This window comes from Dellaglioa algida DSM 15638 (genome assembly GCF_001434695.1).
GTDB lineage: Bacteria > Bacillota > Bacilli > Lactobacillales > Lactobacillaceae > Dellaglioa > Dellaglioa algida.
Window position 1 is genome coordinate 190638 of record NZ_AZDI01000001.1, and the last position, 14923, is coordinate 205560.

General features: G+C 38.1%; 12 protein-coding genes. 11 read left to right on the top strand and 1 reads right to left on the bottom strand.

The window, feature by feature from the left end; all coding sequences use genetic code 11:
* Positions 1–11 precede the first annotated feature (11 nt).
* Positions 12–1550 (top strand): bifunctional phosphoribosylaminoimidazolecarboxamide formyltransferase/IMP cyclohydrolase, encoded by a 1539-nt coding sequence (gene purH / locus FC66_RS01040; RefSeq protein ID WP_057973514.1) that lies wholly within the window; start codon positions 12–14, stop codon positions 1548–1550.
* A 50-nt stretch (positions 1551–1600) separates the two neighbouring features.
* Positions 1601–2863, top strand: a complete 1263-nt coding sequence (gene purD / locus FC66_RS01045) for a phosphoribosylamine--glycine ligase (RefSeq protein ID WP_057973515.1) — start codon at positions 1601–1603, stop codon at positions 2861–2863.
* Positions 2864–2928: 65 nt separating this feature from the next.
* Here the strand turns inward: purD and FC66_RS01050 are convergent, their stop codons facing one another.
* Positions 2929–3132 (bottom strand): cold shock domain-containing protein, encoded by a 204-nt coding sequence (locus FC66_RS01050; RefSeq protein ID WP_057973516.1) that lies wholly within the window; start codon positions 3130–3132, stop codon positions 2929–2931.
* 135 nt (positions 3133–3267) lie between these two features.
* On the opposite strand from FC66_RS01050, the gene FC66_RS01055 reads away from it, so the two are divergent.
* The 9 genes from FC66_RS01055 (at position 3268) to carB (ending at position 14920) form a co-directional block, all read left to right on the top strand.
* Positions 3268–4926: a formate--tetrahydrofolate ligase gene (locus FC66_RS01055; protein WP_057973517.1), complete on the top strand. Its 1659-nt coding sequence runs from the start codon at positions 3268–3270 to the stop codon at positions 4924–4926.
* A gap of 22 nt (positions 4927–4948) precedes the next feature.
* Positions 4949–5392: a signal peptidase II gene (gene lspA, locus FC66_RS01060; protein WP_057973518.1), complete on the top strand. Its 444-nt coding sequence runs from the start codon at positions 4949–4951 to the stop codon at positions 5390–5392.
* Complete coding sequence (locus FC66_RS01065; protein ID WP_057973519.1) at positions 5389–6291, top strand: RluA family pseudouridine synthase; 903 nt, start codon at positions 5389–5391, stop codon at positions 6289–6291. The genes lspA and FC66_RS01065 overlap by 4 nt, the downstream gene beginning before the upstream one ends.
* A 154-nt stretch (positions 6292–6445) precedes the next feature.
* Complete coding sequence (pyrR, locus tag FC66_RS01070; protein ID WP_057973520.1) at positions 6446–6991, top strand: bifunctional pyr operon transcriptional regulator/uracil phosphoribosyltransferase PyrR; 546 nt, start codon at positions 6446–6448, stop codon at positions 6989–6991.
* A 132-nt stretch (positions 6992–7123) separates the two neighbouring features.
* Positions 7124–8398 (top strand): solute carrier family 23 protein, encoded by a 1275-nt coding sequence (locus FC66_RS01075; protein WP_157051974.1) that lies wholly within the window; start codon positions 7124–7126, stop codon positions 8396–8398.
* A 14-nt stretch (positions 8399–8412) separates the two neighbouring features.
* Positions 8413–9357, top strand: coding sequence for an aspartate carbamoyltransferase catalytic subunit (locus FC66_RS01080; RefSeq protein WP_057973522.1), 945 nt, complete (start codon positions 8413–8415; stop codon positions 9355–9357).
* 3 nt (positions 9358–9360) lie between these two features.
* Entirely contained in the window at positions 9361–10650 is a 1290-nt protein-coding gene (locus FC66_RS01085; RefSeq protein ID WP_057973523.1) for a dihydroorotase, read from the top strand.
* A 5-nt stretch (positions 10651–10655) separates the two neighbouring features.
* The gene (locus tag FC66_RS01090; RefSeq protein ID WP_057973524.1) at positions 10656–11732 is read left to right on the top strand and encodes a carbamoyl phosphate synthase small subunit; all 1077 of its coding nucleotides are present in this window, start codon (positions 10656–10658) and stop codon (positions 11730–11732) included.
* Positions 11733–11734: 2 nt separating this feature from the next.
* Complete coding sequence (carB, locus tag FC66_RS01095; RefSeq protein ID WP_057973525.1) at positions 11735–14920, top strand: carbamoyl-phosphate synthase large subunit; 3186 nt, start codon at positions 11735–11737, stop codon at positions 14918–14920.
* The last annotated feature ends 3 nt before the right edge of the window (positions 14921–14923 follow it).

Below are 14923 nucleotides of genomic sequence, written 5' to 3' on the forward strand. Positions count from 1 at the left end.
GATTAATTAAGATGAGAAGAGCGTTGCTAAGTGTTTCCGATAAAACAGGTATTATTGATTTTGCTGAAGGATTAATTGAGCGCGGCTTCGAACTTATTTCCACGGGTGGGACATTTAAAGCTTTGAAGAATGCGGGACTTTCGGTTATTGAGGTTGAGGAAGTAACTCATTTTCCAGAAATGCTCGACGGGCGAGTTAAAACGTTACATCCTATGATTCATGGCGGTTTATTAGCGAAACGTGATAATCCCACGCATATGGCTAAATTAAAAAAAGAGTCGATTACGCCAATTGATTTAGTTTGTGTCAACTTATATCCTTTTAAAGAAACAATTGAAAAGCCTAACATAATTGAGTCTGAAGCAATTGAGCAGATTGATATTGGTGGCCCAGCAATGTTAAGGTCCGCTTCTAAAAATTTTCAATCAGTGTACGTTGTTGTCGATAAGGCTGATTATGCAGCTGTTCTAATTGAACTTGATGACGAAAAACAAAATCATCATTTTCGTCGTCAGTTGGCTGCCAAGGCATTTCGACATACGGCGGCATACGACGCGCTTATCGCAGATTATTTAACAAAAGAATTGGAAGTTACTTTTCCTGAAAAATTATCGTTAACATATGATTTCAAGCAAGGGATGCGCTATGGTGAAAATGCTCATCAGAGTGCTACTTTTTATCAGGCTGGGATACCTAATGCCTTTTCTATTGCCTCAGCTAAACAATTGCATGGTAAAGAATTATCATACAATAACATCAAGGACGCAGATGCTGCATTAAAGGTTGTTTCCGAGTTTAAACGTCCTGCTGTAGTTGCGATGAAACACATGAATCCTTGCGGCGTTGGTGTTGGCGAGAACATCTATGAAGCATGGCAAAAAGCATTTGATGCTGATAAAACATCTATTTTTGGTGGCATTATTGCCTTAAATCGTGAAGTCAATTTGGCGACCGCGACTGATTTACATCAGTTATTCTTAGAAATCATCATTGCACCTAGCTTTACTGATGACGCTTATGATATTTTAGCAAAGAAGAAAAATCTGCGCGTGATGACACTCGATTTCAGTCAAAAGGACCAAGCCGATAAATATGAATATGTATCAGTTCTGGGAGGATTACTGGTTCAAGAACGTGATCAGGCCATCGATCAAATGTCAGAATTAAAAACGGTCACCGAAAAATTACCAACAATTGACGAGAAGGAAGCTCTGTTGTTTGCGCAAAGAATTGTTAAACATGTTAAAAGTAATGCAATTGTGATAGCCACAAAAGACCAGACGTTGGGAATTGGGGCCGGCCAAATGAATCGTATTGGTTCCGTTAAAATTGCGATTGAACAATCCCTTGAACATGGGATGGTAGAACCATTTATTTTGGCTTCAGACGCTTATTTTCCGATGGATGATAGTGTTGAGTACGCCGCTGATCATGGTGTAACTGCAATTATTCAGCCGGGTGGATCGATTAAGGATCAGGATTCTATTGACATGGCTAACCGTAAGGCAATCGCAATGGTCTTTAGTGGTCGTCGTCACTTTAAACATTAATCAATTCAAGCAGGTTAAATGATTAATTTCTGAAAGGATTATTGAATATTATGAAAATATTGGTAATTGGTTCCGGTGGTCGTGAGCATGCTATTGCGCGAAAATTCGTTGAAAGTAATGCTGTATCTGAGGTTTATTGTCTTCCGGGAAATCCCGGGATGAGTAATAACGGGATTAAGCCAATTAAAATTGATATAACTAATTTTAAGGATATAGCTAATTTTGCCCGTGAAAATGAAATCGATTGGACTTTCGTAGGTCCAGAAATCCCATTAATTGCCGGTATAACTGATTTTTTCCAGCAGGAGGGTTTAGTTATTTATGGGCCTTCGCAAGCTGCTGCTCAGTTAGAAGGATCTAAAGAATTTGCAAAACAAATTATGAAGTCAGCTAACGTTCCGACGGCAGACTATCGACGGTTCACAGACTACCAAATGGCAATGGATTACGTTGGTATGGAACCATTCCCGTTAGTTATTAAAGCAAACGGATTGGCTGGGGGAAAAGGGGTCGTTATCGCTCAAAATCACTCGGAGGCGAAGCATGCTTTAAATTCATTTTTACTGCAGCATCAATATGGTACGACAGAAGTTTTAATTGAAGAGTATCTTGAGGGAGAAGAATTCTCCTTAATGGCATTTATTGATCGCAACAAGGTTTATCCGATGCCCATCTCCCAAGATCATAAACGCGCATTTGAAGGAGATAATGGGCCAAATACTGGTGGAATGGGCGCCTATTGCCCCGTACCACAAATCCCTGATGATATTGTTACGATGGCTATCCAAAAGATTGTGCAACCAACGGTAGATGAAATGGTGAACAGGCGTATCCCATTTATGGGTATTTTATATGTCGGATTAATTTTAACGAAAGCTGGACCTAAAGTAATTGAATATAATGTTCGATTTGGAGATCCTGAGACTGAAGTGGTGATTCCAAGATTAAAATCAGATTTGGCGGTAGTAGTTTCGCAATTATTACAACATAAGGAACCAGTTCTCGAATGGGAAACAGAAGGGATTACATTGGGAGTAGTGCTCGCCGCAGAAGGTTATCCGGAGCAGCCCTTGAAGAATATCGTATTACCAGGTCTTGAGGATTTTAAACCTATTGTTGATAAGATTGATTTTGCAGGTGTTGATACAGTCAAGAACGAGTTAGTCACCAGTGGTGGACGAATTTATATTCTGCACGAAACGGGTTCAGATATAGTCGATGCACAAAAAAAGGTCTATAATTTGATGACTGATTTTGAGGTTCCGAAAACATTTTATCGGTTAGATATTGGTTATCGAGCCACAGTAAAATAAAAAATCATCCATCCTTACTTATGGGTACGAGTAAGGATGGATGATTTATCGTTTATGCAAGATTATTATTTTATAATTGTAACGTTGGCAGCTTGTAAACCGCGGCTACCTTCTTTAACTTCAAATGTTACGTGTTGACCAGTTCCAAGGACCTTAAATGCGTCAGACTGTATAGCAGTGTAATGAACAAATATTTCTTGCTCATCACCATAAGCAATGAAGCCATAACCTTTTTGCGCGCTAAACCATTCAACAATACCAGATTCCATATCAAACGCCTCCCAAAATTGGTCATACAATTGAGTACCCTTCCAGTATATGTAACTTTAGTCCGTAGTGCAACTAATGACAATCGCCGTTTTCTCAGTTATAATTAATAAATTGAATATGGAAGGATGATAAACTTGAACGATATAGAAATTGCACAAAAAAATGTGATGAAACCTATAGAAGATATAGCTAATGAAATTGGTTTAAAAAGAACTGATATTGAACCATATGGTAACTTCAAGGCGAAAATAAATTTACCTTTAGATTTACCCGAAAAAAAGGATTCTAAGTTGATTCTAGTCACTGCAATTAGTCCCACTCCAGCCGGAGAAGGTAAATCAACGGTAACTGTTGGTTTAGGGGATGCTATGCATCGTTTAAATAAAAAAGTTATGATTGCGCTTAGAGAACCTTCGTTAGGCCCGGTTATGGGGATGAAAGGTGGCGCGACTGGCGGTGGTTATTCACAAGTTGTTCCAATGGAAGATATCAATTTGCATTTTACGGGTGATATGCATGCTTTGACAACCGCAAATAATACATTGGCTGCCTTAATCGATAATCATATTCAACAAGGTAATGCTTTAAAAATTGATCAAAGACGAATTATTTGGAAACGAGTCCTTGATATTAATGATCGCGCACTTCGAAATGTCGTTGTGGGCCTTGGTGGTCCAATGCAGGGTGTACCTAGAGAAGATGGATTTGATATCACGGTCGCTAGTGAATTAATGGCCATTTTGTGTTTAGCAAAAGATATTAAAGATTTAAAATCTAGAATAAATGACATAGTTGTGGCATACAATTATGATAAAAAACCAATTACTGTATCTGATTTGGGCGTGACAGGCGCAATTAGTCTGTTACTAAAAGATGCGATTAAACCTAACTTAGTCCAGACATTAGAACATACACCCGCAGTTATTCATGGTGGCCCCTTTGCTAATATTGCACATGGATGTAACAGCGTTCTCGCAACACAGACGGCACTTCAATTGGGTGACTACGCAATTACAGAAGCTGGATTTGGTGCCGATTTGGGTGCCGAAAAATTCCTCGATATTAAGACACCAGTTTTAGGTAAGACGCCAGATACAATTGTTATTGTGGCAACAATTCGTGCATTAAAAATGCATGGTGGTGTTTCAAAAACTGACTTAGAACTAGAAAATGTCGACGCATTAAAAGTAGGCTTTTCAAACTTGAAAAAGCACGTTGAAAATATGCAACGTTACAATATTCCGGTTGTTGTTGCTATTAACAAGTTTACTGCTGATACGAATCTTGAAGTGCAAACGCTGATTGATCTTTCTGACGAAATTGGCGTTTCAGCTGTACCTGCAGACGTATGGGGACAAGGTGGGGCCGGTGCAATTGATTTAGCAAATAAAGTCATTGAGAAAACAAGTGAGGTTCATGAATTTAAGGCATTATATGAAGCCGACGATTCCGCAGAAACTAAAATTGAAAAAATTGTTAAAACAATCTATGGCGGTACAAATGTTGAGTATGCGCCTAAGGCAAAACAACAATTACGACAGTTTAAGGAACTTGGCTGGGACAAATTACTAATCTGTATGGCAAAAACGCAGTATTCGTTATCGGATAATGCTAAACTGTTAGGAGCACCCACCGATTTTACGATTCATATTCGTGAGTTTAATCCCAAACTAGGTTCTCAGTTCTTAGTTGCTTTAACGGGTAATGTATTAACAATGCCAGGATTACCTAAAGTACCTGCTGCGAACCATATGGATATTGATGATAATGGTGTAATTTCAGGACTATATTAATGAATAATTAAGAGGGTTTAATATGTTTATATATGCACTATTAGCGGGAATTATATTAGTTGCCGACCAAGTTGTGAAATATGTCGTCTCAGCAAATATTGCGTTAGATACGAGTCAAACTGTTATACCTAATCTATTTTCTATCGCGAATATTAGAAATGATGGGGCAGCTTGGAGTTTAATGGCTGGTAAGCAATGGTTCTTTTTCATTGTTTCCATTTTAGCTTTGGGATTGATGGTTTATTATTTCTATAAATATAGAGCAAATACAGGATATAAAATTAGTATTGCTCTAATGATTGCCGGAACACTTGGTAACTTCATCGATCGTTTGAGATTTGGTTATGTCGTAGACATGTTTCAAACTGATTTCGTTAACTTTCCAATTTTTAATGTGGCGGATATGTCGTTAACGGTCGGAGTTGTTATTTTATTAATAATTGTTTTAAAGGAAGACGATAAATGACAGAATTAGTGATTCAAAATGAAACGGGACGGCTTGATAAAGTTGTCTCACAGTTAATGCCCGAAATATCTAGATCAAAATTACAACATTGGATTAAAAGTGGCGATGTATTGGTTAACGGGAAAATGGAAAAAAGTAAATATGATGTTCAACCGGGTGACAAGATTAGTTTAATTGAACCTGATCCCGTCGCGCTAGATTTAGTACCCCAGGATATCCCATTAGACATTGTCTACGAAGATGACGACGTTATTGTTGTTAATAAACCGCAAGGCATGGTCGTGCATCCATCACCGGGGCATCCAGATGGGACATTAGTAAATGCTTTACTATTTCACAGCCCATTATCAACAATTAACGGCGCGTTCAGACCAGGAATTGTTCACCGAATCGATAAAGATACATCGGGACTTTTGATGGTAGCTAAAAATGATAAAGCGCATCAATCATTGGCTGCCCAATTAAAGGCAAAAACGAATGTCCGTGAATATATCGCATTAGTCCATCAGCCGATTAAAGAGGAGTCGGGTATTATTAAGGCACCTCTTGGTCGGTCACCTAGAGATCGAATGAAGCAAGCCGTAGTTGAAGATGGGCGTCCAGCCGTTACGCATTTTAAGGTAGAGAAAAATTATGAAAATTACTCACTCATTAAATGCCAATTAGAGACAGGACGTACACATCAGATTCGTGTTCATATGCAATACATTGGGCATCCAGTTGTTGGTGATCCATTGTACGGGCCGCGTAAAACGATAAAAGGACGTGGCCAATTTTTACATGCTGCTAAACTTGGATTTAAACACCCCACAACTGGGGAAGAGCTTATTTTTGAAGTACCAATTCCTCCTATTTTTAAAAGTACCTTAGATTATCTTGACAAAACAAATTCTATCTAGTAATATAAAAACCAATAAAGATCCTTTAAAATAGTCCCGTGAGACTAAAAGGTAACACACAAATAGATTTCTCTTTGAAGAAGTCTGCCTCTTAGTCTAAGTATTTTTAGATTGGGAGGCTTTTTTATTGGACAAAAAGAGGAGGAAATAACGAATGGCAAAAGAAGTGATAGATTCATTAGCAATGAAGCGTGCCTTAACACGAATGACATACGAAATTATTGAAAAGAATAAAGGAATCGATAATCTTGTCTTAATTGGAATTAAGACAAGAGGAATCTACTTAGCAAAACGTATCGCAGATCGTTTAAAACAACTTGAAGGTGCGGACGTTTTAGTTGGGTCATTAGATATTGAACTTTATCGCGATGATCGTCATGATGCGAGTCTAGGAAATGAACCCACAATTAATACTAAAGGTAGCCAAATCGATTTCGATATTACTGGAAAGCAAGTTATTTTAATTGATGATGTGTTATTTACCGGTCGTACAATCAGAGCAGCTCTTGATGCGCTAATGGATCAGGGACGCCCACAAACAATTAATTTAGCTGTCCTTGTAGATAGAGGTCACAGAGAATTACCCATAAGAGCAGATTTCGTTGGTAAAAATATTCCCACTTCACCAGATGAACAGATTTCAGTTTCAGTAGAAGAAGTTGACGGCAAAGACTCAATTGAAATTGAAAGAATTAAATAATAAATCGTTAAATTGTTCCAGAGAGAGCAAACGATTTAGAAACGCGACATGGAATTAGTTTAAGTCGGGTTTCAACTTCGAAGGCATCTCTCTATAGAGGTGCTTTTTTTATACAGAAAGGAAATGATTAAAATGGCAGAAAAATTTAGAAATGAAGATGCAATACTTGATATTCATGATAGACCGTCGTTCGGACAATGGATGGGGCTATCAATTCAGCATTTATTTACGATGTTTGGTGCGACAGTTTTAGTCCCAATCTTAGTTGGGCTAAACCCAAGTATTGCCCTATTTAGTTCAGGTGTCGGGACGTTAGTTTATATCGGTATCACGAATGGTAAAATACCGGCTTATCTTGGATCAAGTTTTGCTTTTATCGCTGTGATGCAAATGTTAATGAAAACGTCTGGATATCCGGCAGTTGCTCAAGGAACTATCTCAGCCGGACTCGTTTATCTGATTGTTTCAATTATCATTGGGAAAGTTGGGTCGGGGTGGCTCGATCGAATTCTGCCGGCGGTTGTTGTTGGTCCTGTTGTAATGGTCATCGGGTTGTCTATGGCAACAACAGCAGCAAGTAATGCAATGTTGAACTCTGGGACCTACGATATCAAATACGTTTGGGTCGCAATCTTCACTCTGGCAATTACCATTTTCTTCAACATGTATCTTAAAGGATTTATAAGTTTAATTCCTATCTTATTAGGGATCGTCTGCGGGTACATTATGGCAGTCTTATGCGGTATCGTTGATTTTTCTACGGTAGAGAGGGCAAACTGGTTCACATTACCCGCATTCAACGTAGCATTCATAAATTATCAACCTAAAATTTATTGGAGCGCAATTATTGGTATGGCGCCAATCGCATTTGTCACGATGACGGAGCACATGGGCCATATCATGGTCTTAAATAAATTAACTAAGCGAAATTTCTTTAAAGATCCTGGATTAAACAGAACATTGTTTGGAGATGGTGTGTCATCAATTATCGCTGGATTCGTTGGGGGTCCACCAACAACGTCATATGGTGAAAATATTGGTGTTTTAGCAATGACTAAAGTCCATAGTATCTGGGTGATCGGCGGCGCCGCATTCTTCGCGATTATCTTTAGTTTCGTTGGGAAAATAAGCGCATTGATTCAAAGCATTCCAGGACCAGTTATTGGTGGAATTAGTTTCTTACTCTTCGGGGTTATTGCTTCAAGTGGCTTAAGAATCTTAATTGATAATCAAATTGATTATGATAAAAAACGTAATTTAATGATTACTGCTAGCATTTTAGTATTAGGTATTGGCGGTATGTACTTAAAAGTGGGAGATTTACAGTTAACAAGTATCGCACTTGCAACAGTTGTTGGTATCGCATTAAATCTTATTTTACCTAAAGAAGCTAAAAGCGAAAAATAATAGGAGATGATATTTTGTTAAATAAAAAGACAAATTTAGTTCAGTTACAATATTTGGTATCAATTGAAGACTTATCTACGGAAGAAGTTGAGGCATTAATTGAAAGAGCCGAAAAATTCAAACGAAATCCGTCATTATTTGACTTAAAATATCCCATCTATACAACAAATTTATTTTTTGAAAATAGTACGAGAACACATAGCAGCTTTGAGGTTGCAGAACAACGAATGAAATTAAATATTGTCTCGTTTAATCCAAGTATTAGTGCAGTAAGTAAAGGTGAGACACTGTATGATACTGTTCTGACAATGGGTGCGATTGGCACACAAATTGCGGTTATTCGTCATCCTGAAAACGAATATTACAAACAATTAATTGGAGAGAACGATTTGGGTGTAGGTATCATCAATGGTGGGGATGGGAGTGGCCAGCACCCTTCACAATGTCTGCTTGATATGATGACTATCAAAGAAGAGTTTGGGACGTTCAAGGATTTAAAAGTCGCAATCGTTGGCGACCTCACGAATTCGAGAGTTGCTAAAAGTAACATGCAGTTACTGAAAAAATTAGGTGCATCATTATACTTCTCGGGTCCAAAGGAATGGTTCTCCGAAGAATTTGCTGAGTATGGTCAGTACTTGGAGATGGACGAATTGGTTACCGAAGTAGATGTCATGATGATGTTACGCGTTCAACACGAGCGTCATGCCGATGACAGTAAATTTTCAAAACAGAACTATCACGAAAAATTTGGATTAAGTGTTGCACGTGGTAAGAAGTTAAAAGCCGGATCCATCATTATGCATCCTGGTCCGATTAATCGTGACGTTGAATTAGCAAGTGACTTAGTTGAATGTGAGCAATCACGATTTGTTAAACAAATGACGAATGGTGTTTTTGTTAGAATGGCTATTTTAGAAGCAGTTATTAACGGTCGTCATCTTATGGAGGCAGATTAGTTTATGAAAAAATTAATTAAAAATGGCACACTTTTCTTAAATCACACTTTTACGCAACAGGATTTACTGATTGAAGATGACAAAATAAAAGCAATCGGGATAGATTTAGCAGACGAATTTTCGGATATTGATTTAATCATTGATGCAGAAGGATTAATTGTGACCCCCGGATTAGTCGATGTCCACGTTCATTATCGCGAACCCGGATTTGAATATAAGGAAACAATTAAGACGGGGAGCTTGGCTGCTGCGCATGGTGGTTTTACTACGGTAGGTGCAATGCCAAACTTGGATCCCGTTCCAGATACTGTTGCACATTTTGAAGAAATAAAAAGACGAAATAAAAAAGACGGTCAGGTTCATATTCAACAATACGCCGCAATTACTAAAGATAGAACGTCAGAGGAACTGGTTGATTTTGAAGGTTTAAAAAAGGCCGGGGCCTTTGCTTTTACGAATGACGGATCAGGGATTCAAACGGCGGGAACAATGTATCTTGCAATGACGGAGGCAGCCCGAGTTAAACTGCCGCTTGTCTCACACGTTGAAGATAATTCGTTATTATTTGGTGGGGTCATGAACGAGGGTGTACGGGCTAAAAATCTGGGACTACCTGGCATAATGGGTATCGTAGAATCGTCACAATTAGCACGTGACCTGATGCTTGCACAAAAAACAGGTGTACATTATCATATGTGTCACGTTTCCACGAAGGAAAGCGTTGAATTAATTCGAATAGCTAAGGGCCATGGGATAAATGTTACATGTGAAGTTTCACCGCATCACTTATTATTAACAGATTCGGATATTCATATGGATAATGGAAATTATAAAATGAACCCACCTTTAAGGACAGAAGATGATAGATTGGCCTTAATCGAAGGATTGTTGGATGGCACAATTGATATGATTGCGACGGATCACGCACCACACAGTGAAGAGGAAAAGCAAGACAGTATGATTGACGCGGCTTTTGGCATTACAGGAAGTGAAACGGCATTTTCATTGTTATATACAAAAATGGTTAAAACTGGCATTTTAACTTTAACGCAACTAATTATTTTAATGAGTGAAAATCCGGCTAAAACCTTTAATTTAGAAAGTGGACTGCTGGAGCCAGGAATGATGGCTGATATTTCACTTTTTGATATTAGTCATGAACAAACAATACGAGAATCAGACTATATATCTAAGGGTAAAAATACGCCTTTCACTGGACAAAAAATATACGGTACAACAATTGTAACAATGGTTAGTGGTGAGATTAAATATGATAATCGAAAGGTTGAGTAAAAGTCATGAAGCGATTCTTAATTTTGGAAGACGGAAGTATCTTCAAGGGATTTAGTTTTGGTGCTGTAGCTTCTACCACTGGAGAAGTTGTTTTTACTACGGGAATGACGGGATATCAAGAAACAATTACGGATCAATCTTTCAGCAATCAGATTATAACGTTTACCAACCCAATAATCGGGAATTATGGTATTAATATGGATGATTATGAGTCGATAGAACCTTCCTGTAAAGGTGTGATTGTTAACAACGTTGCCAGAGTCTCCAGCAACTGGCGTCAACAATTAACTTTAGATGAATTTTTAAAACAAAAGGATATCCCGGGTATATATGGAATTGATACACGGGAATTAACAAAGAAGTTACGAAGCGTTGGGACAATGAAGGGCAGTATTATTGATGCAGATGCCGATATAGAACACGCATTTGATGCTATGAATGCGACCGTACTTAATCAAAATATTGTACAACAGGTTTCAACGACGAGAGCATATCCTAATCCCGGAACAAAGTTAAATATTGTCTTGATTGATTTTGGCTTAAAACATAGTATTTTACGAGAGTTATCAAAGCGAGATTGTAACGTAATTGTTCTGCCTTACAATGCGACTGCGAAGCAAATATCTGATTTACAGCCGGATGGTGTTTTATTATCAAATGGGCCGGGAGATCCTAAAAATTTACCAGAGGTAGTTGAAATGATAAAAGAAATTCAGCCTAAGTTCCCAATCTTTGGTATTTGCCTGGGTCATCAACTCTTTGCGCTAGCGAACGGTGCAGATACATACAAAATGAAATTTGGTCATCGTGGATTTAATCACCCAGTTAGAGAAATTGCGACTGGGCGAATTGATTTCACTTCACAAAATCATGGCTTTGCGGTTGACAGTGATTCTATTGATTCCAATAAATTACTAGTCACGCACCGTGAAATTAATGATGAAACTGTTGAAGGAATTAAGCATAAAACTGATCCGGCATTTAGCGTCCAATTCCATCCGGATGCCGCACCTGGTCCCCATGATGCAGATTATTTATTTGATGAATTTATTGAACTAATAAACCGAGTTGGGAGAAAATAATTATGCCTAAGAGAAAAGATATTCATAAAATAATGGTACTAGGGTCTGGACCAATTATTATAGGTCAAGCAGCAGAGTTTGATTATTCTGGTACCCAAGCGTGTTTGTCATTAAAAGAAGAAGGGTATAAAGTTGTTCTTGTAAACTCCAACCCAGCTACAATCATGACAGATAAAGAAGTTGCCGACGAGGTATATATTGAACCTTTAACGGTAGCGTCCGTTTCGGGTATCCTTCGTAAAGAATATCCGGATGCAATTGTACCGACATTAGGCGGACAAATCGGGTTAAATTTGGCAATGGAATTATCTAAATCAGGAATTCTAGATGAACTTAATATTGAATTATTAGGGACAAAATTAAAATCGATTGATCAAGCTGAAGACCGTGAACAATTCAAACAATTGATGCAAGAATTAAATGAGCCTATTCCAGAATCCTTAACAGTTGAAACGGTGGAAAATGCAATTGAATTTGCAGATATTGCAGGATATCCGGTTATTGTCCGACCTGCGTTTACAATGGGGGGTACTGGTGGTGGCTTATGTAAAACCGTTGATGAACTCAGGAAAACGGTCATCAACGGTTTAGAATTGTCTCCGACGACTCAATGCTTGATAGAAAAGAGTATTGCAGGATACAAGGAAATAGAATTTGAGGTCATGCGTGATCATGCGGACAATGCGATCGTCGTTTGTAGCATGGAGAATTTTGATCCGGTCGGTATTCATACTGGCGACTCAATCGTTTTTGCGCCAACGCAAACTTTGTCTGACAGAGAGTATCAAATGTTACGCGACGTTTCATTAAAATTGATTAGGGCACTGAAAATTGAGGGTGGTTGTAATGTACAACTTGCGCTTGATCCCAACAGTTTTAAGTACAATATTATAGAAGTTAATCCACGTGTTAGCCGTTCATCAGCTTTAGCTTCAAAGGCAACAGGTTACCCAATTGCAAAGATTGCTGCTAAAATCGCCGTAGGATTGAATTTAGATGAAATTTTAAATCCAGTGACTAAAACAACCTTTGCGGAATTCGAACCAGCCTTAGATTACGTTGTTACTAAAATTCCACGCTGGCCATTTGATAAATTTAACCACGCTAACCGTTCGCTTGGAACGCAAATGAAAGCCACCGGTGAAGTTATGGCAATTGGTCGTAATATGGAAGAAAGCATATTGAAAGCCATTCGCTCTTTAGAAATTGATGAAGATTATTTACAATTGAGTGGGGCAGATAGTCAAACTGATTCTGAGTTAGAAAACCAATTGGTTAATGCAACTGACCAGAGAATTTTCTATTTAGCCGAAGCAATTCGACGAGAATATACAATTGAAGAGATATCCGAACTTACCAAAATTAATTTAGTTTTTTTGGATAAATTAAAACATATTATCGAGATCGAGATGGCATTGAGTATAACAAATACGGATATAGACGTACTTACTAACGCAAAGATTCATGGATTTAGCGATAAGACAATTGCTAATATCTGGCAAACAACGACTGATGCCGTTAGAGCGACTCGAAAAGAAAATAAGATTGTTCCGGTTTATAAAATGGTTGATACGTGTGCCGCAGAATTTGAATCGTCAACGCCTTATTTTTATAGCACATATGAACACGAAAATGAGAGTGTTCAGAGTCAGAAACAAACAATTATGGTTATTGGATCTGGCCCCATTCGAATTGGTCAAGGCGTTGAATTCGATTATGCAACGGTTCACTGCGTCAGGGCAATTCGAGACGCTGGATATGAAGCGATTATAATGAATAGTAATCCAGAAACCGTCTCAACTGATTTTTCTATCGCGGACAAATTGTATTTTGAACCGTTAACGTTAGAAGATGTTTTAAATGTTATCGATGTTGATAGACCCTTAGGCATTATCGTTCAGTTTGGTGGGCAAACTGCAATTAATCTTGCTGAAGGTTTACAACAACAAGGTGTTAAGATATTGGGGACATCTGTTAAAAACTTGGATCGTGCCGAGGATAGAGAGTCATTTAATCAAGCGATTAAAAAACTGGAATTAAAACAACCTGTTGGTATGACAGCAACGACTCAGGATGAAGTTATCGAACGAGCTACGGAAATCGGATACCCTGTGCTTGTTAGACCTAGTTATGTTTTAGGCGGGCGCGCAATGGAAATTATTCAAAATACCGCAGAACTTAAACATTATTTGCTTAATAATGTTAAGGTGGCTCCTCAACACCCCATTTTAATTGATAGTTATCTTGAGGGTATTGAGTGTGAAGTTGATGCGATTTGTGATGGCGCATCAGTCCTAGTACCCGGAATCATGGAACATATTGAACATGCCGGAATTCATTCAGGTGATTCAATGGCGGTTTATCCGTCGCAACATTTATCAGATAAAATCAAGTCAGAAATCGTAATTGCAACTAAAAAAATTGCTCTTGAACTCAAATGTGTTGGTTTAATGAATCTTCAGTTTATTGTCCGTCAAGATGAATTATATATTTTAGAAGTTAATCCAAGGGCAAGTCGAACGGTGCCATTTTTAAGTAAAGTTACCGGTATTAAAATGACGCAAGTCGCAACTAAGATTATTTTAGGCCACGACTTACAAGAACAGGGATACAAAGATGGTTTGTTTGAAGAACCCGATGTAATACATGTGAAGGCGCCCGTCTTCTCGTTCAGTAAATTGAACGACGTTGACCCATTTCTCGGACCAGAAATGAAATCAACTGGAGAAGTTATGGGAACAGATTATTCTTTCTCTAAGGCTCTTTATAAAGCATTTGTTGCAGCGAACGTTAATCTTGCAGATAATGGGTCTATTCTATTAAATATAAATGATAAAAATAAAAACGAAGCATTACCACTTGTTAAACAATTTGTTTCTCTGGGTTATCAAATCATAACGTCAGACAAAATGGCTAAATTTTTCACGGAAAACAAAGTTAAAACGGTTATCAGTACGACATCGACAACCGTTAATGGTCAATTAAGCGATATCAGTAAATTAATTCAATCTGGAACGGTTCAATTCGTTATCGATACGCTATCCGATGATCATGATAAAGACTCTTACGGATACCAAGCCCGAAAAATGGCAATCATGCAACATATTCCATTATTCACATCACTTCAAACCGTCAGTGCCGTAATCATAGCCTTAGAAAGTCAGGCACTTACAGTATCCGCGCTATAAAAC

Excerpts from the sequence above, each read along its gene's own strand:
- purH (WP_057973514.1), top strand. The coding sequence starts at position 12 with ATGAGAAGAGCGTTGCTAAGTGTTTCCGATAAAACAGGTATTATTGAT.
- purD (WP_057973515.1), top strand. The coding sequence starts at position 1,601 with ATGAAAATATTGGTAATTGGTTCCGGTGGTCGTGAGCATGCTATTGCG.
- FC66_RS01050 (WP_057973516.1), bottom strand. The coding sequence starts at position 3,132 with ATGGAATCTGGTATTGTTGAATGGTTTAGCGCGCAAAAAGGTTATGGC.
- lspA (WP_057973518.1), top strand. The coding sequence starts at position 4,949 with ATGTTTATATATGCACTATTAGCGGGAATTATATTAGTTGCCGACCAA.
- FC66_RS01065 (WP_057973519.1), top strand. The coding sequence starts at position 5,389 with ATGACAGAATTAGTGATTCAAAATGAAACGGGACGGCTTGATAAAGTT.
- pyrR (WP_057973520.1), top strand. The coding sequence starts at position 6,446 with ATGGCAAAAGAAGTGATAGATTCATTAGCAATGAAGCGTGCCTTAACA.
- FC66_RS01075 (WP_157051974.1), top strand. The coding sequence starts at position 7,124 with ATGGCAGAAAAATTTAGAAATGAAGATGCAATACTTGATATTCATGAT.
- FC66_RS01085 (WP_057973523.1), top strand. The coding sequence starts at position 9,361 with ATGAAAAAATTAATTAAAAATGGCACACTTTTCTTAAATCACACTTTT.
- FC66_RS01090 (WP_057973524.1), top strand. The coding sequence starts at position 10,656 with ATGAAGCGATTCTTAATTTTGGAAGACGGAAGTATCTTCAAGGGATTT.
- carB (WP_057973525.1), top strand. The coding sequence starts at position 11,735 with ATGCCTAAGAGAAAAGATATTCATAAAATAATGGTACTAGGGTCTGGA.